The organism is Pseudogracilibacillus sp. SO30301A (assembly GCF_037072025.1).
Taxonomy (GTDB): domain Bacteria; phylum Bacillota; class Bacilli; order Bacillales; family Amphibacillaceae; genus Pseudogracilibacillus.
Window position 1 is genome coordinate 22,999 of the sequence record NZ_JAXHDD010000026.1, and the last position, 24,194, is coordinate 47,192.

Consider the following 24,194-nt stretch of genomic DNA (forward strand, 5'->3'; position numbering starts at 1 on the left):
GTAAATAAAATGTATACCATTTTATAACTAATGAAATTCATTTATTACTATTTCAATAGAATCTGTGCATTGATATGCTGTGCCAAAAACCTCAAATTCTATTTTTTCATTACTTTCAACAGTTACCGTTAATAATGTTTTTGTAATAAACAATGTAAGCAGCTGTCCCTGCCATACAATCGTGAGCTTCATTTGCTCCCAATGTGCTGGAAGATGCGGATTTATTCGCAACCTTCCATTTGCCAGGCGAACACCTGCAAAGCCAAACACTGCAGCTTGCCAGACACCGCCAATTGCAGCGGCATGTATTCCTTCATCTGAGGTATTCATATCAGGCCCCAAATCAATTTCAGCTGCTTTTCTAAACAGTGTGTATGCTAACTCCTTTTCGCCTAGATCACTTGCTAATACTGCATGAGTTGCAAGACTTAAACTGGAATCATGCAATGTTCTCGGTTCGTAATAATAGAAATTGGCACGCATCACTGCTTCATTAAAACGCGGGTCATTTTGTAAAAATGTTTGCTCGAATAGATAGAACAAGATCAATGTATCTGCTTGTTTCGTTACTTGAATTTCATTTATTTGTTCTGGATTATAGTCACGATAAATGCTTCGAATCATTTCCTGCTCTTTATATTTCGTTAAATCAATCTCTTTCAAGCTTAAGTACGTATCATCCTGGGGAATAACAAGATCTTCCTCACGCGGATCTGGCAAATAAAGCTTATTCGCTTTTTCGTTGATTGCTTTAATTGGAATATCCAGTTTTTCACTAAGTGATTCTAGTAAGCTAGGATTCTCACTTGCCAATTTTTCATAGTAACGCAGTGCCAGCTGCATATTGAAATACGCCATATAATTTGTAAAAGCATTATTGTTTACATGCTCTTTATACTCATCCGGGCCAATAACCCCATTGATATGGTATAATCCTTCTTTTTCATTCCATTCAACCCTGCTTGCCCAAAACTTTGCAGTATCAAAAATAATTTCGTAACCGGATTTGTCCATAAATGCCTTATCAGCTGTAACTTGATGATATTGGTAAACAGCAAAGGCAATATCTGCCGTAATATGCTGTTCAATAAAACCTGACCAGATTTTTGTCTGTTCTCCTGTTACAACATCGACATCACCATAAAGTGGCGTTACTTCCCCGTCAGTCGGCCAGGCTACCTCCCAAGGATACATTGCTCCTTCAAATCCATTGTCTATTGCTTTTTTTCTGGCTCCAGCTAAACCATGATAACGATAAGTTAAGAGTGATCTTGCAACTTCTGGGTTTGAATAAGTAAAAAACGGCAGAATAAATAGTTCTGTATCCCAGAAGGAATGTCCCTTATAACCTTCTCCACTTAATGCCTTCGCGGCAATTCCCATACGATCATCATGTTTTGGGGTCATCACGGTTAAATGATAGAGTGCAAATCGAATAGCCAGTTCATCGAAGGCGCTTTCACTTTTGATTTCAAAGTTATACTTATCCCAGACTTGATGCATCCACGCTTCTTGGTGTCGCTGAAATAAACGATCATAGCCCATGATTGCGATTGTCTGTAAATCTTCCAAGGAATGCTTTTTTAATTGCTCTAGTGAATAATTTGAATGGTCAAATGTCTTATCTCTGCTTGTATACACGGTTGTCAGCTTTTCAAAGCTTAAATGATCGTTTGGTTCCAGATCGAAATGGTAAGTGAGCCAGACTTTTCGGCATTCCATATTCATAATCGGTTCTTCCTCGAGTATCTCACTGTTTACCGATATGTTATGTGTCGTATTAATAACCGCGTCAATGCCGGATTCATTTGTTGTTTGGATGAGCTGGATATATTTCTTATCAAAAATTCGTCGCTCCCCTTCCAGAAAGTGCTGGGAGCCCGAATTGCTCATTTGCGCATTTATACCAGAATCGATTGAAATTTGCACTGGATGTGTCAGGCTTTCAATGCTTACTTTCATTCCAATTAAATGAAGGTTATCAAGTGAAACAAACCTCCTGAAATGGAACTTCAATTCTTTTCCCTGCGGAGAAGTCCAATAAATCTCTCGACTTAGCTCTGCTGTATTCAAATTGAGCTGGCGTATGTACCCTTTCGTTTCTCCTAATTCCAAACTAAATCTTTCGCCATCAACCCGAATATCCAACCTTGTAACATCGGCTAAATTCGCAAGCTCTGTTACTTCATTTTGCTGTGCTTTATTAAACGTTCCGCTAACGAATAAATTTCTTGTTTCGTTTATATAAGGCTCTTCCGTAGCAGAACGGAGCCCCATATACCCGTTACCGAGATACATAATTGCTTCACATTTCCCGAGTTGATCCGATGAAAATTCAGTTTCAGAGACAATCCAATTTTTAAATTCTCCATCTCCCATAAAATAATTCATCATTGCATGCCCCTCCTTTCCAATTGAAAGATATAATTACGAAAACGTTTTTGTTGTTAATAAAAATAAATACGTTTTGGCGGCATTATCATTGTATTACTGAAAACCGAAAACGTTTTAGAAAATAAATAAAAAAAATAAGAGCGCTTACACTGATAGTATAGGACGATAAAATAAGGATGTCAAGAGCCTAACCTATGATTTGTTAAGCATATTTGAGACTCCCACGGCTAAAGCCGCTAGCTCCAAACCTAAAGATTTGAACGAGTGGGATTCTTGCATGACTTACCAATCCAATTCTGTTTTGAACAGCTTGCAAGTTAAGGAGCATCTCATTTCCCCGCCCCGTCTTGTTAACCAATCTTGATAGGCGTGTACCAAAACAGGCGGTGTCGCTATTACCACGACACTAATTGTTTTTCGTCTCCTCGACAGATAGTCCGCTCACTACTTTCGATATTAATGGCGGCGTTTACATCTGCGTGGCTCCGATAGCCACACTTTTTACAACAAAAATCATCTATGTTCCGGTTTCTTTTATCAACATGGCCACATTTGTGAGGTGTAAGTTGGATTAACATACTCAACCAAGATTCCTGCCATTTGTGCTTTGTATACAATAAACTGTTGCAATAGATAATGACAAAAGGGAACATTTGCACTATTTTAAAACATTGCTTTCATGCATGTCTCAAGAAAAAATACTTGAAGTGGTACAAACCTTCTTATTTTATACCACTCCGTATTGGTCCTCACTTTCATCCCACGTCTAAGGACAGAGGGCTTTCCCGTTCGGAAAATATATATAGCTTTTAGAATCAACTTCCTTACCACATTCCGACATGAATGATTCTCACATTTTTTCATAGTACCCACCTTCCTTTTATATAACAAAGTTTAATCGTTATTTGTGTTATATAAAATCGCTACGATTCCCAAAAATAATGCAATACCTTTTTATAAAAATTCGAAAATTTATTATTGAATAATACGAGAGAGGCGTGAAATGATTGATATTAAAGCAGATTCTTTTTATATGAACTGGTGTATCCTTGTAAAATATTTTTTGTATAATTTTCTTTTCTATTTTGTGTAGCGATTTGCATAGGAGCTTGCGACAAATGATTCCGGCTTTATTTTTGGTTCAATGCCTAATGACTCCATTCTTGAAACCATTTCACTAACAAATATTCTTGTTTTATTTTTCCTGCCATACCCAATATCAATGTGACCTTCAATGCTAAAGGAGGCGCCCCTGTATATATTTGGCAAGATAACGGCAATCAGCTGCTCCTTCATCTCTTCGCTAAACATCGATACAACTTCTTCCGTTAACGTTGTTTCATAAGAAATCCGTTCATGTAAATTGATCATTTTTCTAGGGATAATTACTTTTCGTATACATGCCCAAGCACCTTTTGTTTCGCGCTGTATAACAATTCCGGTAATGAAGCGTGTATAGGACGGATGCACTTGCGAATCTGTCCCAAACATTAATTTATAATTTCCATTCGGGTCGCTCTCCATAAAGTTTAAAATATGCTGGAACACCTCAGAAAAAGACATATCTTTTCGGGTTAGGTTATGAAATGAAAAATTATATATATTTAAATCAGCCATGTGATAATTTTTCTCCCTTCAAAGTTGAAGATTTCTTTACCAGATAGAATTCAAAACCTTAATCCTTCTATATTATTAATTATAACCATTTTGGGTTGTGAATAATTTAAAGTAAACACAAATTTTTTTTACTTTATTATAAGATTAACCATTTAAATTGTGAGGATCTACACTCCAACTCTTGAACTTGGCAGTTATTTAATTTCAATACTCAGCTATAAGTGCGTGTTCAAAAAGGAGGATAAAAAGGACCAAGAAGTTCGAGGCGGTGCGTTTCGAGCAGCGGAATGTATGCATTTAGATACATGAGTAGCGGAGAAACAAGCCAACGGAGAAACAAGCCAACGAAGAAATTCGCAGTGTCATTTTTACCGGACTTTTTGAACATCCTCTATAATGCTATAATTAAATAAATATCATTTATGATCAAGGAGTAAAGTAATGGCAAAGAAAAAATATTATGTAGTATGGGCAGGTAGGAAACCTGGGATTTATTCAACCTGGACAGAATGCCAAGCACAGACGAATAACTTTAAACAAGCAAAATTCAAATCATTTGAAAGTCGGGAACAAGCGGAAAAGGCTTATCGTGAAGGCTGGGAGGCTCATTGGGGAAATCGAAGTTCCCAAAAAGCTTTAAAAAATCAACTGAAGAAAAATGAAGCCTCAAATACATCAACCTCTAACGAAATTGATTATAACAGTATTTCTGTTGATGTCGGTACACGAGGAAATCCGGGTCCTGTAGAATATCAAGGTGTCGATACAAGAACAGGAGAAGTCCTTTTTTCATATGGACCAATCAGTAAAGGCACTAATAATTTAGGGGAATTCCTTGCAATTGTTCATGCATTAGCATACTTGAATAAAATCGGAAGCAATAAAACGATTTATACAGATTCACAAAATGCCATGAAATGGGTAAGAGAAAAAAAAGTATCAACAACACTTAAAAGAGATAAAACCACTGCTGAAATATGGCATTTAATTGACCGTGCTCTTGACTGGCTTCACACTCACTCCTATGAAAATAAAATACTAAAATGGGAGACAAAGAAATGGGGAGAAATTAAAGCGGATTATGGCCGAAAATAGAAGAGGAAATAAAGCCACAAGTGCGACTAATTCTCTGACAAAGCCAATCGACAAGTTTTCTATATCAATAGTTGCATTCACTATTTATATCACTCCTCTTTAATATCTGCTTATTAACATTAATAGAGGATGTTCAAAAAGGCCGGTAAAAATGACATTTCGAATTTCGCACGAATGCTTGCTTTTCGTATCCTTGGAAAAGCAAGCATTCCTGTGTGATAAAACATCATAGCTCGGTTAACTTGATTCAAGACCTTCACCATTTTTTTTATAATTTATTTCAATTATTCGTCCATCGGGATATTTCTTTAACAGAGCCATTTTCTGTTTCATAAATAATGTAAGTCTCATTTGCTTTTGCATCAATTTTTGCTCTTTCTCCAGTCATTTTAACCCACTTATCAATCCAGGCGAATTTTCGTTCATGAAAACTATCCTCTTCTTTTCTGTCTTTATGCATAAAAACACCGCCTTTTTATTTCCATTATAGCATATCAAAAATGCTTAAACCCTCTTGTTTTATTATTGGCTAACTACATACTATGTATGATTCCCATTCCAAACCTAGTCAAAAAGGACTTACACTTGATGATAAGCACCCAATTTCAAAATTTCTTCGACTGTCAGTAAAGGAAATACTCTGCGTCCTTCCGCAATGAATAATTCCACGCTCCACTATATATTTAGAGTTTTTTTTAAAGCAGATTCATTTAAATTCCATTATATTCGACAATACATTTTCATAATCCCCCATTTCTTATTTACCGTTCAACATTTTCTCCTTGTTTCGACAGATAAATCGTTAAATTATACCCCGCTAGTTCAAGAGTTCGTTTACATTGTTCATTGATATTATCCGGAAGAAAGCGAAGTATCACTCCATTTTGTTGGATGTATATGATTTTAATTTTTTGAAGTTCTTTCAGTAATACTTGACCTTTATAGGTTTGGAGAACACATCATGTTAACAATAGAAATCTCCCAAAAACTTGGGAAGATTATTGGTACATCATTAAAGTTCGCAAAAGTTGCTTTGTTAGGCTCAGTAACCTCCATACCGAAATAGGGCGTATTATAATGGTCACTTATTTGAAAATCAAAACCAATCCCTTCTACATTTTTTATTTCCAAGCTAAATAAACTGCCTAACATTTTGCTAGGCAGTTTTTTCTGATTAATCATTAAGCGCTCCCACTTCTTCATAATACTTTTTTGCACCAGAATGTAGAGGACCAACTAAATTTTTTGTTGCATTTTCCAATGTGTAATAGTCAAGTGACCCATGAATATTTGGAAGTTGGTCGATATTATCATTAATTGCTTTTGTAATCTGATAAACTGTTTCATCGTCTAATTCACTATTAACTGTTAAAACATTACCCATGGATGCGGTTGGGATTTCTTCATCACCATTGACAACATCACTGTATGTGCCTGCAGGAATTGGATTTTCTTCTAAGCCGAATTCTGTTAAATAGCTAATAAGCTCTTCAGACATCGGCAAAATTTTAATGTCCTTATTGACAGAAACTTCTGTGATTGCAGCAGCTGGTAAAGCTAATTGAGAAAAAATGGCTGTTGCGTTACCGTTTCTTAAAGCATCTGATTGCTCATCATAACTACCATGGCTCACTTTTCCGCCGGCATCTTTAATATCATCATAATTTGTGTCGTAAAAATCTAGTATTTTTCTAAACACCCATTCATCAGAGTTGTTAACTGGAGTAACTACAATATTTAACTTTTCTTTATTCTCAAAAAGATCATCAACTGTATCAGCTTCAAGAGAAGCATCTACGACAAAGTGAAAGTGGTTTGTTCCGAATCCGTTACCGATGATAGATACATTTTCAAACTTTTCTTCAAATGGATCTTCTCCATTTAATCCCGCACTAATAAATGGTGGTTGCATCCATGCTAATTGTGCTTCATTTGTTGCCACAAAAGGCATGTTTTGTAAGGAACCACCTGGAATCGTACTAATACCCTTTCGGTAAATAAATGATAACTGATTATTTTAGATATAAATAATCCTATGAACTAATTAATGCAATCTAGAGATATTTCTTAAATATAATAAATTGCTGAAAAGAGCAAGATTAGAACTAAACTGGGTAATAGATTAGGAACTCTAATTTTTACCACTTCTAATAGATTAAGTCCAACAGCAATTACAAGAATTCCACCAACTCCCGCAAATTCGGAAATAAATAGATTTAATAGTCCCTCAGAAATTACATTTGAAAATAATGCGGCTAATATTGTGAGTGCTCCTTGGACAATTAATACTAAAAACCCTGATAATATTACCCCATTACCTACTGTAACAGTCAAAAAAATTGCACTAATCCCGTCCATTATTGACTTAGTAAAAAAAAGTGTATGATCGTTTCTAATACCACTATCAACGGCACCAACTATTGCCATTGCACCGCCTAAATAAAATACAGAAGCCATCAGAAATGATTCCATTGTTCTTTGGCCGTCTATTAATTTAATTTTTGATTCTACTGAGGTTAATAACTTCATAATTCTCTTTTCAATATCAAAGTACTCGCCAATCATTGCACCAATTAGTAAACTTAATAGGGCTAATATTATTTGATTGCTGTTTAAAACCATTTCAACGCCAATCATAACTACTACTAAAGCAATGACTTGGAGAATTGACTGTTTAATTTTTTCTGGTATATTACCACAAAATACACCAATAATTCCACCGACAATAATAGCAATTGCATTTACAATAGCTCCTAATAAGATCATCTTGTCACCTTTTTTCAAAAGATAAGTTAGTGAAACAGTTCAGTCCCACTAACCTATCAAAATATAACTTATTTAGCTAATCTTCCACCATCTACGTTGTAGTGTGCACCTGTGACGAATGAAGATCTGTCAGATGCTAAGAATAATACTACTTGTCCTACTTCTTCTGGTTGACCGTAACGCTTCATAGGGATTTTACTCTCATAGATTTTTCTAGCTGCTTCTGGATCTCCTGTACCTTCTTCTAAAGATCTCATTAGGCGACTGTTAATAGAAGAAGGGCAGATCGCGTTAACACGTACTCCAGAATCCTCACACTCTAATGCAGCTGTTTTCGTTAATCCAATAACCGCGTGCTTAGATGCAACATATGCTCCTAAACCTTGAGCACTGCCAATGCCTGCATCAGAGGCTGTGTTAATGATTGATCCTGACCCTTGTTTTAACATTACACGTAGAGCATGTTTTAATCCTAAGAATACCCCTACTACGTTAACATCTAATACGTTATTCATATTTTCTATAGTTGTATCTACTAGATCAGTTACTTCTCCTTCGATACCAGCATTGTTGAATAATACATCAATGCGACCGAATTTTTCAACTGCTTTACTAATAACATTCTCAACATCAGCTTCAACTGTAACGTTTGCTGTTAATAATAAATGATTTTCTTCTTCTAATCCGATTGAGCTTGCTACTTCTTTTAAACTATCTAAATTTAAATCTACAAGTACTAATTTAGCTCCTTCTTCCTTAAAAAGTTTTGATGTTGCTTTTCCAATAATTCCTGATGCTCCAGTAATAATTATTACTTTATCTTTTAAGTTCATAATATTTCCTCCTTGAATTTATTAACAATTATTTAAATACTTGGTTTTGTTCCTATCTTGTCAGTTTTACTTTCTAGCTTTTTAGTCATTTTACTTACAATTAATATTAATAACGTTGATATGATGAAAGCGGGAACTAACTCATAAACATAATTATTTAATGGAGTGCTTACCCAAATAATAATGACTAAAGTTCCCGAAATCATTCCGGCAATTGCACCTTGTTTTGTAACAATATTTGTATATAAACTTAAGAATAGTAGCGGTCCAAAACTAGCTGCAAGTCCTCCCCAAGCATATAATACGAGTAAAAATACTGTTTGAATATTTAAAAGTGCGATTAACGTTGCTATGACCCCTAATAAAACCATTGTAATTCTACTAATTTTAATAATTTGCTCATTAGAATATTCTTTCTTAGTGAGTGCTTTCAATAAATCACTAGCAATCGCTTGAGTTGTTAAAATTAGTTGAGCTGAGAATGTCGATTGAATTGCAGCAAAGATTGCAGCTAATACAATACCCGCAAAAATTGGGTGGAACAATTCAAATGACATTGTTGGGAAAACATATTCCGGGTCTTCCAAATTTGGAAATATAATTCTTCCCATAATTCCAAGCAAGTTACTACTAGTCATCATAACTGTAACCCATACAACCGCAATAATCGATCCACTGTTAATTGTTTTTAAATCTTTTGCTGTTAAGAATCTTTGACTTATATGCGGTTGTCCAGGTATGCCCAAACCGAATAAAACATAACCAAGAATCATACCGATTGCTGCAGAACCAACTGCACCTGCTGTACTAGTACCTAATAAAGGGTCAATTGCTATCGCCTGCTCCCAGAAAGAACCCCATCCGCCTAATTTAAAGAAAATCATATATGCAGGGAATACAATTAAAATGGCTAACATGATTAGTCCTTGAATGAAGTCTGTCATCATAACAGAACGATATCCACCAATTACTGCATATCCAACTACAAACGCAGCACATAGTACTAATCCCATTTCGTAGTTGAAGTTTAATAGAACGTCTACTGTTTTTCCTGCTGCAGTTAATTGAGATGCCATATATGCAACGAAGAAAACTACAATGATAATACTTGCAATAATTTTTAGTACACTAGATTTGTCATTATATCTTTTTTCAAAATAATCAGCTAAACTAAGAACGTTATTTTTTACTCCGTATTCATGTAATTTTGGAGCAAATACAAACCAGTTTAAATAGTATCCAATTATGAAACCTGGTAACATCCACATTGTAGATGCACCAAAAACATATGCTGTACCAGCCGCTCCGATAAATACCCATCCACTCGAGTCAGTGGCACCGGCACTAATCGCTGTAACCCATGTACCGAAACTTCGATCTCCTAAGAAGTAACCTTCTTCACTTTTACTAATAAACCTCTCAGCTGTGACCCCAATGATGAAAACTGCTATTAAATAAATAAAAAAGGTTATTAACATTTTACCGTTCTCCTTTCACCTCACAAAAAAGTAATTCGGCCAAGATTATTTATTTTCATATTTGTTTTTAACGAACATTGCAGTAGTAGCAGTTATTACAATACCGACAATTGGTATCACTACATAAAAGATCCAAATAAATGAATTTATATTTCCCATAATAGTAAGCTCCCCTCACTTGTATTACCTTCAGAATAAAGTTAAGAGTTAATTCTTAACTTTATTCATCATTTACGTCAATTGTAATTGTTCGTACATCAGACATTTCTAAGATAGCGGATTTTCCACCGACTCTTCCGATACCACTAGACTTTCCTGAAACCCCACCAAAAGGAATGTGTGGTTCCCAATAGTCACTGTTATCATTAATATTAACTAATCCTGAGGGAATTTCTTCAGCTAATGTAAACGCTCGATTGATTTGATTAGTAAATATTGATGCAGTTAAACCCCATTTATTTTCCTTAAACATTTCTAACAATTCTTCAGTTGTTGAAAAAGTAAATAATGGAGCTATTGGTCCAAACGTTTCTTCCGTATAGTATAAGCTGTCTTTTGTAACATTTGTTACTACAGTCGGCATGAAATAAAGGCCTGATTCAACATCGTCTACTTTATTTCCACCTAATAAGAATGTTGCTCCTTTTTCTTTACTATCATTTGCATGCTCGATATTCTTTGCAAATACCACTTCGTTATTTAATGGCCCCATCATCGTACTTTCTTTGAATGGATCACCAACAACGATATTGTTTGCAATATTCGTAAGTTTTTCCGCTAATAAATCATGTACACTTTCATGTACAAAAATTCTCTCAGTCGCTGAACAAATTTGACCTGCATTAGTAAAACTAGCTTTTGCAATAGATTCAGCTACTTGATCAATGTTTGCATCTTCAAAAACTATTGTCGGTCCATTACCGCCTAATTCGATTAACAATGGCTTTCCAGCACCTCTTTGTGCGATTATATTTCCAGTCACTGTACTTCCACAAAATGCAATAGCATCTGTACCTTCATTTGAAACGATTTCATCTCCTACTACATTCCCCATACCAGTTATTAAGTTAATTACTCCATCCGGTACACCAGCTTCAGCAAAGCATTCCATTAATTTTACAGCTGTTACTGAAGTGGATGGAGCTGGAACCCATATGATAGTATTACCTGCTGCAAGTCCAGGTGCAATAAATTCTGTTGGCATCATATAAGGATAATTCCATGGCGTAATTACTGCATAAACACCTTTTGGGTTATAATAGGTAAAAACTCTTTTATTAGGGGCTTTAACTGGAATTACTGAAGACTCAAGCCATTTAATTTGCTCTGCTGTTTCGCGAAAAGTTCTAATTACTGAATCAACTTCTCTTTTCGCTTCTGTGTGGAATGGTTTACCTTGGTCTAGAGTTAAATAATGAGCTAATTCTTCTTGTTTATCCTCTACAACATTTGCAATGTTTTGTAGTAATTCAGCTCTTTCCCATACGCCCCATTTTCTAAATGTCTCAGAAGCGACTCTAGCTTCTTTAATTGCTTTTTGAGCATCTCCACGTGTTCCTTTAGTTACTTCCGCAATAACTTCTCCTGTTGATGGACTAAATGCTTCAAAATATTCAGTTTTCTCTGAGTCAATCCACGAACCACCAATAAATAATTTTAACTTGTCCATTTTATTACCCTTTCTGTGTTATTAATATTTTTTTCGATACAAGTAATATTAAAATTCATCGATCACTGTTCCATAAGTTAAAGTAAAGTCTCCAACAATAAACTGTCCACCAATTACTTCAACTGGACCAAGTTCCGCTATTGGATCATCTTTTGAAAATTCAAAAGATGCCGAAGCGCTACCTGTTACCTTATTATGAATTACAGATCCTTCAAATTCGTTTTTAATTACTTGATCTATGTCTGTACCGTATTCATTAGCTTTTGGAACTCTTTTCACTTGTAATCTAGGAAATAAATTTAGAGATGTAACTTTCTTATTATCTTTATTAAGTTTAATATCAATAATTTTCTTTCCTTTACGAGTAATTGTTCCGTGTACCGTTTCATTCGTTTCTTCAAATGTAACTATTCCTAATTTTTTAGGGTATCCCCATATTTCTCTTCCTGCACATAATGAGTCATCAGTATCCACATACTCAAACGCCATGTAAGCACCATCAATTCCTTTATAACTGCAAGGAATAACAACACCACCTTCTGAGTACGGATCGAGACCACTAACTTCATCATTTCGCAATACGAATACTTCAAAGACATCTGATAAATATTCGAATCTGCTCGGTAAAAATTTTCTAATTGCTTCTTCATTACCACGACAATATACACTCACTTTGCGATAATTTTTGTAATGATAAGGCAACTTTGGAAATAATGGTGCATATTCTGGTAAGATAGTGTACTCATTGTTTGACATTAATATTCTCTCCTTTTTTTAATTTTTTTCTTTTTGTTACAATTTAATTTCTGCTAAATCACTTAATAACCTTACTGATTTTGCTCCTGCTGCTGTTAATAGTTTTTGTTTTTCTTTCGCTGTTTCTGATTCATTTTCAATGATAGCACCAGCATGTCCCATTCTTTTTCCTTGCGGTGCATGTAATCCTGCGATAAAGGAATAAACTGGTTTAGACATTTGCTTAATGACTTCAGCTGAGTACACTTCGTCATTTCCGCCAATTTCACCTACATAAACAATTGCTTTTGTGTCTGGGTCTTCTTCAAATTTTTGTAATACATCATAATGCTGTAATCCAACAATTGGATCACCACCCAAGCAAACGATGGTACTTGTACCTAAATTTTGTTGTTTTAACATTTCAATTACTTCATACGTCAATGTTCCACTTCTGGAAACGATACCAATATTTCCAGGTTTTAATATAGAATCATGAATATCGCTCATATTTGCTTTTTCTGGTGAAACGATCCCAGCTGAGTTAGGTCCTAGTAACGTTACTTGATGTAGTTTCGCATAATGAACCATTTCTAAACTATCATGAACTGGAACGCCTTCTGAATAAATAACGATCACTTTTATTCCTGCATCGATTGCTTCAAAAACAGCCTGTTTCACAAAAAACGGTCGAACACTAATGAAGGAACAGTCAGCTCCAGTCCGTTTTACAGCTTCTTCCACTGTATTGAGAACTGGTAAACCATAGACTCGTTCGCCACCTTTTCCTGGGGTCACTCCACCGACAATTGGTGTATTGTAATCTAACATTCTTTTTGCAAATGATTGTCCAATATTTCCCGTTATTCCTTGAATAATAATGTTAGATTTTTCATTAATTATGATAGCCATTAGCTTGTAACACCCCTAACTAGATTACGAGTAAGTGTACATGCAGTTTTAATTTTATCTGTGATATGAATATTTTCGTATTTAGATAATATCGCAGCAGCCTCTTCCTCGTCTTGTCCTTTTAAACGAATGACTATGGGGATATCAGTATTACCTAGCTGTTTTTCAATGGCTTTTGCTAGAACAAGGCTACTTGCAACTTGGAAATAGAAGTTAAATAGGAATGCTTTTGGTTGTAACGATCTGATTTCAGTAATTAAATTTTTTGCAATTTCTTCATCATGGATGGCATGTCCACCTAGATCTACAAGTGTTTTTACTGTTAAGTCATTACTTGACACCATATCAAATGTTGCCATTCCAAGCCCTGCACCGCTTGTAATGAGGGCTACTTCTCCGTCCAATTCGACACCAACCGTATTTAACGCTGCACATTTTGCTTCATAATTATCTTTATTTCTTTTAATGAGGGTTGGGTCAGATGAACGATTTGCACTACCATCTAAAATAACTTTTGCATCCCCTGCAACATAGCCATCTTCTAAAATGAACAATGGATTAATCTCAATAAGTTCCGCTTGTTCCCTCATAAACATCGTCCAAATGTTTTGAATTAATTCTGAAATAAACGGATCTTTATTATTTAAAAACATTTCCACTTTACGAATCATATAAAGTTGTAAACCAAGTAACGGGTTGATCGGAATAAATAGGATGTTGTCTTTTGGTACGTCTTCGATATTTACGCCACCTTGATCACTTACAATCAAAACAGGAGATTTTTTATTGCGGTCGATGACAATGGAAACATAATATTCTTGTTTGAAATCAACCATTTCTTCCACATAAAGAGCGGCTACTTTCTCGTCTTTGATCGTCATTTTGGCTAAATTTTCTGCTTGTCTCTCAAGTTCATTTTTAGTTTGTACCTTTTGAATTCCACCTAATTTACCCCTGCCACCGGTTAGTACTTGTGTTTTTACGATTAATGGAAAAGAAGATTCTTCCGGTAAGTCGTTTAGCAACCAACCTTTTGCAGTGTTGATACCGTATTTGTAAAACAGTTTTTTGCCTTCAAATTCATATAGCTTCATGATTATCCCTCTAATTTGGTTTATTTAGCTTTGGCTCTTTTTTCAAAAAATTCTTTCATCGCTTGTTGTGGCTCCCCTGAACCATATCCGATTGTATGTGCTTCTACAGCATAATTCATACAATTATTGAATTCTATTTCACTTAATTGATTGAATCTACGTTTATTAATCGCAATGGCGGTTGGTGGTTTCGAAGCTAGTTCTTTTGCCAGTTCAAACGCTTTTTCGTGTAGTTCATCATCATTTACAATCCGTGTAATAAGGTTATACTCTTTTGCTTCTTCGGCACTGATTAATCTACCAGTTAAGATGAGATCGATTGTTTTTGATCTACCCATTGTTTCCCAAAACATAGTCGCTCCAATTACACAAGGTAAACCAACATTTACTTCGGTCATACCATATTTTGCTGATTTATTGGAAATTCTGATGTCAGCTAAAAGTGCTAACTGAAGTCCAGAACCAACAGAGAAGCCATTTATCGCAGCGATGATAGGTTTTTTCACTTTACGGATAACACGATATAAATGATCAAACTCGTCTATCCAATTTTCGGCTGCGCCTTCATCTAAATCTTTACTTTCTGCTAAATCTTGTCCGGAACAAAAGGACTTATCTCCAGCACCTGTAATTATAATAGCTTTTACATCAGGATTAGTATCCGCTTTCATAAAAGCGTCGGCTAAATCTATTTTTGTTTGTGTGCTTAATGAATTATATGAATCAGACCGATTAATTGTAATAGTTAATACATTTTCCTCTAAACTTGTAATAATATTTTGTTTATTCACATTTAACAATCCTTTCTATAAATTTAAATTTATTTGAACTTATAATACCAAGTATACTAAGCTTTGTCAATATTATTTTTTTAAATTCTAAATAATTAATTTTATGAATGAATTTTAAAACCATCATTATATTGACTAGTTTTCGGAAATGTACTACTCTTAATTTAACTGAAGTTGTTATTACAAGTCATCGTTTAGTTTATTTAAAAATTCTTTATAGAATGGGGGCAAAAATATGATTACTAAACCTTCTTACAAGATTATTTATAAGGCTATTAAAAATGATATCCTGCAAAAAAAATATTCAATTGGTAGTATGCTACCTTCTGAAGCTGAGTTAGAAAAAATGTTTACTGTTAGCAGAACGCCAGTACGCCAAGCTTTAAAGCAATTAGAAAATGATGGATATATTTATCGGCAACAGGGGAGGGGCTCTTTTGTTGCTAATTTTAAGCCAAAAGAAAAATGGATTAGCATGACGGGATTTAAGAGGCAATATATCTATGATTGGGATAAAATAACTGCGAAAACGCTAGAAATAAGTACAATCCAGTCAGAGGCATATGCAAAAGCTCTAAAGTTAAATAAAGATGCTAAGTTAATTTTCTTAAAGAGATTACGTTATTTAGATCAAAAACCAATTTTTTATATGGAACATATTATCTCTCCAATTGTTCCGATTGAAATATTTATGGAAGATGATTCATTTACATCAATTCAGCAATTATTAAGTGAAAAAGCTCATATTGAATTAATGATTGCAGAAGATACAATTGAAGCAGTTAATGCGGAGACTTATATCGCGGACTATTTAAAAATACCACATCTTTCCGCAGTATTAAAGGGAAATAGAATTTCATACTCAACTGAAAACAAACCAATTAATTTAGACGTCTTCTATACAAATACAACGAAGTGGAAGTACTTTTCATCATATCGATATAAAGATGATGTGATATAAAAAGATCCGGTAATTTGTGAGTTTATAAATTATCGGAAGAGGACGGTATAAACGTGAACATAAATATAAAAGTAGGTAAAAGTTTACGAGCTACTTTTACCTACTTTTGTACCTTACATTAATTCCATGCTGTTCCAATTCCTTAGAAATTACATCACGAATCGCAGTCTGCTCGTTGATGTACCAGTTACTTTTTAGATGATCGATCACTTCTTGGCGGAATTTTTCAAAAGATGTCTTTTTGCCATTTATCTGCCTCTCTAGTTGTAAGTTTTGCCAATAAAATATCCTACCAATCCATCATTCTTTCACATCATATTTTTCCAATATACCTTCTTTGGATAAATATATCGCCGTTTCATCTTCATTAAAAAATACGGTTGGACGCACATTTGTTACTTCCTCTTCTATTACTAATGTTCCGATTGGATTCTCATCCGTCAAATCTGCAATATAGACGTTCAACTTATAATCATTTTCTTCTACCTCACCATCAACGACTGGGAGGATAAACATGCCATTATCTGCTACCTGGATTTGTTCCGTGTCTAGCTCTTTAAAAGACATGACACGAATCTCATCTTTTCCAAATTCCAAGTCTTCCAGTTTCATTTCTTTCAGTTCACTTTTTACAACATCTCCTCCGTACAGATTAGTTAATAACATTGTATCTTCATCTTCTGCTTCTTCTATCGCAAAGAAATACTTAAAATACCCATCCTCCGAATAAGGCCCCTCTTCTAGCCCCAATTCCGCTGCTCTAGCATTAAGATCATGATACATATCGTCATCTTCAATTGGTTCTTTTGGTGTAACTTTTTCTATTGTTTCTCTATCACTTTTTATTTCTAAGTTATTCAAATCTAACACTTTAACAGAACCATCATCAAGATGATTTAACCCCATAGCAGCCCAATAATCGTTCGTCATTAAATAATAGATGTCTCCATGTTTTTCGATAAGGTGTGGGGCAAAAATATCGTATGGATCCCACTCCTCTGTTTTTTCAACTAGATGTACTTCTCTATTTTCCACATCATACACACTAATTTCAAGATCATCGAGATGTCCTCTCCATGTTACAAACCGCCCGTCTTCCGATACGGACAGTTCATCGGAATGCAAATGATGTTTCGGTGCAGCCTCTTCAGCATGAATGATTTCCTCCCCTTCAACGATAATCACATAATCATCAAAGGCCAATAATTTAATATTACCATCTCCAGAAAAATCAGCAGCCAATACTTGATCATCAAAAGGTAATTCAATGGATCCGTCCTCTGAAATAGTAATCTGCTCACCAATATAATCTTTTACACCCGCACTTTCTTCCTCTTTCTTGGATACTTGTTCCCCCTCTGTTTCTTTTCCTTCTGAACAAGCAACTAAGAACAACATTCCTGCAAGTATTACATATAACCAAATTATTTTCTTCAACCCATATTTTCCTTTCTGCTCCGTATTTATGTCATGATAAAAAGACTATTATTCTTTAAAGATAAAAAATCAGTGTGTTAAATAAGCTAACACACTGATTTTCATCTCTTTTAAAATTTTTCCACATTAGAATAATATATATTTATTCTATATGATTTTACAATCACAGTAAATCTAAACGTTATAATTTAATGTAAAACAAATAGGTCTAGATATTCTTATCGTGCATGCAACTATAACGATCGCACACAGCGCTCCATAATGGGCGAACAAAAAACCCCTTCATCCAATTTTTTTTGAATAAAGGGACTTTATGTTCCACTAACTTTTACTTCTCACTTCCCATACCCCGGTTTCCCCAGCATCTCAAACATATTCTGCTTATATGCTTCCACCCCTGATTGGTCAAATGGATTAACACCAAGTAAATACCCACTTACTGCACAGGCTTTTTCAAAGAAATACACCATATACCCAAATGTGTACGCGTCGATGATAGGCAAATCAATTACTAGGTTTGGAACTCCACCATCGATATGTGCTTTTAATGTTGCTTCGCTTGCGGTGATATTTATTTCATGTAACGATTTTCCAACGAGATAATTGAGGCCATCGAGATCGTTTTCTTCCTGTTCTACATAAAGATCTTTTTCTTCGAACTGTACTCGTAATACCGTTTCAAACAAATTCCGTCGTCCTTCTTGGATGTATTGTCCTAAGGAATGCAAGTCGGTTGTAAAGGTAGCGGCTGTTGGAAAAATGCCTTTTCCTTCTTTCCCTTCACTTTCTCCGAATAACTGCACCCACCAATCGGAAAAGAAGCGCAACTTTGGATCATAGTTTGCTAGAATCTCTGTTGTAAAGCCTTTTTCATATAAAATATTTCGAATCGCCGCATATTGATACGCAGGATTCTCGGAAAACTCGGACACACTCAAATCCTCCGTCGCTTCCTTTGCGCCCGCCAACACGTCATCGACGGCGATCCCACTCACAGCCATTGGTAATAGACCTACAGGCGTGAGGACAGAATAGCGTCCTCCAATATCGTCAGGGATAACAAACGTTTCATACCCTTCCTCATCTGCGAGTGTCTTTAAGGCACCTTTTTCTTTATCTGTTGTTGCATAAATTCGTTTACTTGCCTCTTCTTTTCCGTACTTCTCTTCCAAAAATTTACGGAAGATCCGAAAGGCAATTGCCGGTTCCGTTGTTGTCCCACTTTTTGAAATGACGTTAATGGAAACATCTTTATCCTTAATGACCGATAATAATTCTTGTTTATATGTAGCACTTATATGTTGACCAACGAAAAATACATGTGGTGTTTTTCGTTCTTCTTTTGACAGCAAATCACTAAATGAATGGGTTAACATTTGAATCGCTGCTTGAGCCCCTAAATAAGATCCACCAATTCCGATCACAATTAAAACATCCGAATCTTGTTGAATTTTTTCTGCAGCCATCTTAATCCGCTTTAGTTCAGCAGGGTCTTGTTCCAAATATAACCATCCAAGATACTCATTTCCCTGCCCAGTTTTTTTATGTAACTTTTCATGCGCCTCTAACACACGATTACGATAATCTGCTATTTCTTTTTGTTCGATAAAAGCTGATACACCTTCATATGTAAAAGATAAATGAGTCATCGAATTTCTCCTTTAATATGTAATATAAAAACTCCCTAAAATTATTTTCAGGGAGTAAATCGCAAATTTATTACTTTTCTTTCGGATAACCAATAGCTCCGTAGTGACCACAAGTAATCGCTGCTGATTCAGTAGCCTTACGTAATGCCAATTTAGGATCATAGCTTTCCCCATAACTTGTTAAAAACCCAGCTATAAATGAATCACCCGCTCCCATTGTATCAACTAATTTTGTTGGAAGTGGATCTTGCTTATAAATTTCTCCTTCAATTGAAAATATCGCTGTCTTTTCCCCACGTGTGACACCAACAACGTGCACATCAAATTGTTGTACATAATTTATTAACGAAAATATTTCTTCGTCCTCAAGATCACTACCCGAAAAGAAGGCATATGTTATGTGTGGTGCAATATTTTCAATAATTTCTTTATCCCATTTTCTTTTATCAGAAAAATCATAAGAAATAGCTTTATGGGAGATTTTTTTAAGTTCTGTTTCTACTTTGCTGTTTACACTTGTGTGTACAATATCAAATTCATTGATATACTCTAAATCGTCTTCTTGGAGATTAATTCTTAATAATGATTCAATTCTCGTTCTGCGGTTTGAGCCTATAAACACTCTATCTCCATCTTCAATAGAAATAGTCGCTTCACCACATTCTCCAATTGCATGTCTGCTCCGGGATATATCAATTTTCTCTTCTTCTAAACAAGAAATAACATGATTAGAGGGGACATCACTTCCGAAAATCCCCAAGAATGCAGCTTTCTCTGCTCCATTTCTTTTTCCTATTACTGCTACATTTAAAGCATTTCCACCAGGGTAGATAAGACCTTGATGTTTATAATAATCAACTACATTGTCACCAATTCCAATAATTTTCAAATCACCACTCCTATCTTGAAATAGGATCCACCTTACTTATTATCAGCTCGATACTTTTTTGTGGCTTCCAAATCTACCGCTTCTAAATCCTGAGATATAATTACACCATAGTCATGCTTCGCTGAAGAGACGGAGACTTTTCCTTCTTTGACATCCTGTAACACTTTTTCGACCGGTCTGTCCATAGGATTTCCATAACCTCCTGCTCCAGGAGTATGTACGGTAATTAAATCATCCTTTTTTAAACTTATATCCGATACTTTTGAATTAAGTTTTTCTTTATCTTGGCCATCTTTTTCTAACCAAAAACTTCCTGGTGCACCGTTTTTTCCCTCTGAAATTCCCCAAGGAGAAAATACATGTCTTTCACCTAATCCAGTATAATTCAAGTTGTCTCCTAACATTCTAAATTGTCTTTCTAACCCAAGGCCACCTCGATGATATCCTGGACCACCTGAATCTTCTGCAAATTTATACGTTTCTACCATAATAGGATATTCACGTTCTAATGCCTCAACAGGAAGGTTAGAAGTATTAGTCATGTGCACTTGAACCCCGCTTAACCCATCGTTTTTTTGATGAGCACCTGAGCCACCTGCGATTGTTTCCAAATAAACAAAATAATTGTTTGTTTCAGGATTAACTCCTGAGAATATCGCTGATGTTACCGAACTATTACATGCAGCGATAACTCGTTCAGGTGTTGCTTTTGCTAATGCTCCAAAAATAACATCTGCAATCCTTTGAGCAGCATCAATTCTAACTCCAACCGGTGCAGGTGTTGAACAATTTACGATTGAATTTTCCGGTGCTTTCACCTGGATAGCACGATAGATTCCTTCATTAGCAAAAATTGTTGGACCAGCGATAGCTTTAAAACAATAAAAGACAGTAGTAAGCGTTCCTGATAAAACTAAATTTAATGGCCCTTTTACTTGTGGACTAGAACCATCAAAATCAACAATTGCTTTATCATCTTTTATCGTTATTTTCACTTTAATTGGCACTGGTTTATTTAAATCTACTCCGTCATCATCTAAATAATCTTCAAAAGAATATTCACCATCCGGTAAATTCTTTATTCCTACACGCATCAAATTTTCTGCATAATTTAAAAGTCCATCCGTATATAAAGAAAACTTTTCTACACCATACTTATTAATAACTTCTTTCATTCGCTTAGTCCCCGCTTTATTACAGGAAATTTGAGCGAATAAATCACCTTTTCTTTCTTCCGCCGTACGGGTGTTATTTAAAATAAATTCAATCGATTCATCTACAATTTCACCTTTACGGCATATTTTCACTAAAGGTATACGGATACCTTCTTGGAAAATACTTTCTGCATCAGCGGACGTACTACCAGGAACTTTTCCGCCAATATCGGAATGATGGGCAATATTGGCAACAAAGGCTGCTATTTTCCCCTCAACAAAAACTGGCTCTACCATTGTAATATCAGGTAGATGTGTTCCACCGCCTGTATAAGGATCATTTGTTATAAACATATCGCCTGGTTCAATAGTATCAACAGGGAATTTCTTTAAAATTTCTGTAACTACACTTAACATTGATCCTAAATGCATCGGAACATGTTCAGCCTGTGCGATCATACGTCCTTTTCCATCAAAAATCGCAGTGGAAGCATCTTTTCTTTCTTTTATATTTGTTGAATAAGCTGTCTTAACTAAAATTACTCCCATTTCTTCAGCAACCGACAAAATTAAATTCCCCATAATTTCTAAAGTTATTGGACTAATTTCATTTTTCGTCATCATTATTCACCCCATTCGATGCATTGATAATCAAATTTTGATATGGGTCAACAAAGGCAGTTTGATCAGGTAATATTAAAATAGTTGTATCTAATTGTTCAACAATTGCCGGGCCGATGATTCGATCTCCCGCATTAAGTTCGGTTCGTTGAAAAATATCTGTATCATAATACTTTGGTTCTTCCACTTCTGCAAAATAAACTTTTCTTTTTGTTTTGGATGAAACTACTTCTTCATTGGTTATCGTTTCTTTATTCAAATCAACCTTTGGTAATTCTCCACATGCCGTTAGACGGTAATTAACAAATTCTACTGTTGCTAATTTATCCGAATATCCATACGCTTTTTCATGAATTTCATGGAACTTATTAATTACTTTATCAATGTTTTCTTTCTTTAAATCTTCTAATTCTATTGGAACAGATAATTCATAATTCTGTCCTTTAAAACGAATATCAATCGAGCGCTGAAATACTCTTTTATCGTTGTCTATTTTTTCAGATACTAATAGTTTTGTTCCCTCTTCTTCCATTTCTTTAAAATGATCTTGAATAGTAACTAAGTTTTGTTCAATTGGTTCAAGTAACTCCGTTTTCACATAGTCCGATTTTATATCAGTTACTAGTAATCCCATGGAGCTAAATGTCCCAGGAGATGGTGGTACGATCAATGTAGAAATATTTAATTCTTTTGCTAAAGAACCACAATGAAGGCCTCCACCTCCACCAAATGATACGAGAGAAAACTCACTTGGAGAATAACCTTTCTCAACAGAAATTAGCCTTACTCCACGTGTCATATTTGCATTAACAACAGAAAGAATACCACTTGCAGCTTCGATTAAAGAAAGGTTCGTTTTTTTACAAATATGTTCTTCGATTGCTCTTTTAGAAGCTTCTACATCCAAATCCATTTTACCATCTAAAATACCATTCGGATTTAATCTTCCTAAAACAACGTTAGCATCCGTTACGGTAGGTAATGTCCCACCTCTTCCATATGCAGCTGGTCCAGGAACAGCCCCAGCACTTTCTGGACCTACTTTTAAAGCACCACCATCATCTAACCAGGCAATTGAGCCTCCTCCAGCACCATATGTATGAATATCTAACATTGGTATTCTTGCCGGGAATCCTTCTATTTCTCTATCCATAGAAACTTTCGGCTCTCCATTTTCAATTAAACTAAAATCGGCTGACGTTCCACCCATATCAAAAGTAATTAAATTTTTATATCCAGTTAATTCAGCAACATGCGATGCAGCTACTACTCCTGCAGCTGGACCAGATAAAGCAGTTTTTACTGGGCTTGAAACAGACTCTTGAATGGAAATAATTCCTCCATTCGATTGAGTTATATATGGTTCAACAGGTATATTCGCTTTTTTCACAGAAGCCCTAAAGTTTTCCATATATGTTTGCATCACCGGTCCAAGATAGGCATTCATCGTTGTCGTAGTTAGCCTCGGGTATTCTCTAAACTCAGGAACAATTTGGTGTGAGGCAGACACAAAAGCAGACGGATATAATTTTTTGATTTCCTCTACCGCAATTTGCTCATGAATTGGATTGTTAAATGAAAATAGAAAACATACTGCAATAGATTGAATGCCTTTACTTTTTATTTCTTCAATAATAGCTCTTAATTGTTCCTTATTAATTGGCGTTCTTATTGAACCATTTGCATACAATCTTTCTTCTACTTCAAATCGTAAATCTCCAGCTATCATTGGTTCAGGCTTTTCTTGAAACAAATCATATAAATTCGGTCTTGTTTGGCGAGCAATTTCTAATAAATCTTTAAAACCTTCTGTCACTATGAGTGCAGTTTGGGCTCCCTTTCTTTCAATCAAGGCGTTTGTTGCCACAGTTGTTCCATGTGCAAGATATGTCACTTCTTCATTTGAAACATTCTGTAGCTCAAGTAATTCGTTAATACCATTCATAATTGCTTTTGAAGGATCTTGAGGTGTAGAAGGTAATTTATGATTTTCAACATTTCCAGACTTTGAGTCTACCATCGTTACATCTGTAAATGTTCCTCCTACATCAACACCAACCATATATCGCATGCTAACTCCTCCTTTTCTAGGCTGTAAT

At 35.2% G+C, this 24,194-nt stretch carries 20 protein-coding genes and 1 pseudogene; 2 read left to right on the forward strand and 19 right to left on the reverse strand.

All coding sequences use genetic code 11. The annotated features are described in order from the left end of the window. Positions 1-27: 27 nt before the first annotated feature. From SPD89_RS13235 to SPD89_RS13245, 3 genes and pseudogenes are all read right to left on the reverse strand, one after another. On the reverse strand, positions 28-2,394 hold the full coding sequence (locus SPD89_RS13235) for a glycoside hydrolase family 65 protein (RefSeq protein ID WP_336262424.1): 2,367 nt from the start codon (positions 2,392-2,394) through the stop codon (positions 28-30). 395 nt (positions 2,395-2,789) lie between these two features. Next, positions 2,790-2,994 (reverse strand): annotated as a pseudogene (locus tag SPD89_RS13240) (zinc ribbon domain-containing protein). A gap of 480 nt (positions 2,995-3,474) precedes the next feature. After that, complete coding sequence (locus SPD89_RS13245) at positions 3,475-4,011, reverse strand: ribonuclease H-like YkuK family protein (RefSeq protein ID WP_336262425.1); 537 nt, start codon at positions 4,009-4,011, stop codon at positions 3,475-3,477. Between the two features lie 441 nt (positions 4,012-4,452). Here SPD89_RS13245 and rnhA point away from each other — a divergent pair, with 441 nt between their 5' ends. Beyond that, complete coding sequence (gene rnhA, locus SPD89_RS13250; protein ID WP_336262426.1) at positions 4,453-5,106, forward strand: ribonuclease H; 654 nt, start codon at positions 4,453-4,455, stop codon at positions 5,104-5,106. Positions 5,107-5,386: 280 nt separating this feature from the next. Here rnhA and SPD89_RS13255 read toward each other — a convergent pair whose 3' ends face one another. The 11 genes from SPD89_RS13255 to SPD89_RS13305 form a co-directional block, all read right to left on the reverse strand. Next, positions 5,387-5,566 (reverse strand): hypothetical protein, encoded by a 180-nt coding sequence (locus tag SPD89_RS13255; protein WP_336262427.1) that lies wholly within the window; start codon positions 5,564-5,566, stop codon positions 5,387-5,389. 479 nt (positions 5,567-6,045) lie between these two features. After that, positions 6,046-6,288 (reverse strand): hypothetical protein, encoded by a 243-nt coding sequence (locus SPD89_RS13260; RefSeq protein ID WP_336262428.1) that lies wholly within the window; start codon positions 6,286-6,288, stop codon positions 6,046-6,048. After that, positions 6,281-7,105 (reverse strand): TAXI family TRAP transporter solute-binding subunit, encoded by an 825-nt coding sequence (locus SPD89_RS13265; protein ID WP_336262456.1) that lies wholly within the window; start codon positions 7,103-7,105, stop codon positions 6,281-6,283. The genes SPD89_RS13260 and SPD89_RS13265 overlap by 8 nt, the downstream gene beginning before the upstream one ends. Before the next feature lie 68 nt (positions 7,106-7,173). Continuing rightward, complete coding sequence (locus SPD89_RS13270) at positions 7,174-7,872, reverse strand: DUF554 family protein (protein ID WP_336262429.1); 699 nt, start codon at positions 7,870-7,872, stop codon at positions 7,174-7,176. Positions 7,873-7,940: 68 nt separating this feature from the next. Then, positions 7,941-8,705, reverse strand: a complete 765-nt coding sequence (locus SPD89_RS13275) for an SDR family NAD(P)-dependent oxidoreductase (protein WP_336262430.1) — start codon at positions 8,703-8,705, stop codon at positions 7,941-7,943. 32 nt (positions 8,706-8,737) lie between these two features. Then, a complete protein-coding gene (locus SPD89_RS13280; protein ID WP_336262431.1) occupies positions 8,738-10,183 on the reverse strand; it encodes a sodium/proline symporter in 1,446 nt (481 codons plus the stop codon). 220 nt (positions 10,184-10,403) lie between these two features. Further along, positions 10,404-11,852 (reverse strand): aldehyde dehydrogenase family protein, encoded by a 1,449-nt coding sequence (locus tag SPD89_RS13285; RefSeq protein ID WP_336262432.1) that lies wholly within the window; start codon positions 11,850-11,852, stop codon positions 10,404-10,406. A gap of 48 nt (positions 11,853-11,900) precedes the next feature. Beyond that, the gene (locus SPD89_RS13290) at positions 11,901-12,608 is read right to left on the reverse strand and encodes an acetoacetate decarboxylase family protein (RefSeq protein WP_336262434.1); all 708 of its coding nucleotides are present in this window, start codon (positions 12,606-12,608) and stop codon (positions 11,901-11,903) included. A 36-nt stretch (positions 12,609-12,644) separates the two neighbouring features. Next, on the reverse strand, positions 12,645-13,499 hold the full coding sequence (sucD, locus tag SPD89_RS13295; RefSeq protein ID WP_336262435.1) for a succinate--CoA ligase subunit alpha: 855 nt from the start codon (positions 13,497-13,499) through the stop codon (positions 12,645-12,647). Then, complete coding sequence (locus SPD89_RS13300; RefSeq protein WP_336262436.1) at positions 13,499-14,593, reverse strand: ATP-grasp domain-containing protein; 1,095 nt, start codon at positions 14,591-14,593, stop codon at positions 13,499-13,501. The genes sucD and SPD89_RS13300 overlap by 1 nt, the downstream gene beginning before the upstream one ends. 20 nt (positions 14,594-14,613) lie before the next feature. Next, on the reverse strand, positions 14,614-15,384 hold the full coding sequence (locus SPD89_RS13305) for an enoyl-CoA hydratase/isomerase family protein (protein WP_336262437.1): 771 nt from the start codon (positions 15,382-15,384) through the stop codon (positions 14,614-14,616). A 235-nt stretch (positions 15,385-15,619) separates the two neighbouring features. Here SPD89_RS13305 and SPD89_RS13310 point away from each other — a divergent pair, with 235 nt between their 5' ends. Beyond that, positions 15,620-16,345, forward strand: a complete 726-nt coding sequence (locus SPD89_RS13310) for a GntR family transcriptional regulator (RefSeq protein WP_336262438.1) — start codon at positions 15,620-15,622, stop codon at positions 16,343-16,345. 300 nt (positions 16,346-16,645) lie between these two features. On the opposite strand, the gene SPD89_RS13315 is transcribed toward SPD89_RS13310, so the two are convergent. The 5 genes from SPD89_RS13315 to SPD89_RS13335 form a co-directional block, all read right to left on the reverse strand. Beyond that, positions 16,646-17,782: a hypothetical protein gene (locus SPD89_RS13315; RefSeq protein WP_336262439.1), complete on the reverse strand. Its 1,137-nt coding sequence runs from the start codon at positions 17,780-17,782 to the stop codon at positions 16,646-16,648. 335 nt (positions 17,783-18,117) lie between these two features. Further along, a complete protein-coding gene (locus SPD89_RS13320) occupies positions 18,118-19,431 on the reverse strand; it encodes a glucose-6-phosphate isomerase (protein WP_336262440.1) in 1,314 nt (437 codons plus the stop codon). Between the two features lie 70 nt (positions 19,432-19,501). Further along, on the reverse strand, positions 19,502-20,320 hold the full coding sequence (locus SPD89_RS13325; protein WP_336262441.1) for a PfkB family carbohydrate kinase: 819 nt from the start codon (positions 20,318-20,320) through the stop codon (positions 19,502-19,504). Positions 20,321-20,352: 32 nt separating this feature from the next. Next, positions 20,353-22,095 carry a hydantoinase B/oxoprolinase family protein gene (locus tag SPD89_RS13330; protein WP_336262442.1) on the reverse strand — a complete coding sequence of 581 codons (1,743 nt, stop codon included), beginning with the start codon at positions 22,093-22,095 and terminating at the stop codon, positions 20,353-20,355. Beyond that, complete coding sequence (locus SPD89_RS13335) at positions 22,082-24,166, reverse strand: hydantoinase/oxoprolinase family protein (protein WP_336262443.1); 2,085 nt, start codon at positions 24,164-24,166, stop codon at positions 22,082-22,084. Before SPD89_RS13335 ends, SPD89_RS13330 begins: the two co-directional genes overlap by 14 nt. Between the last annotated feature and the right edge of the window lie 28 nt (positions 24,167-24,194).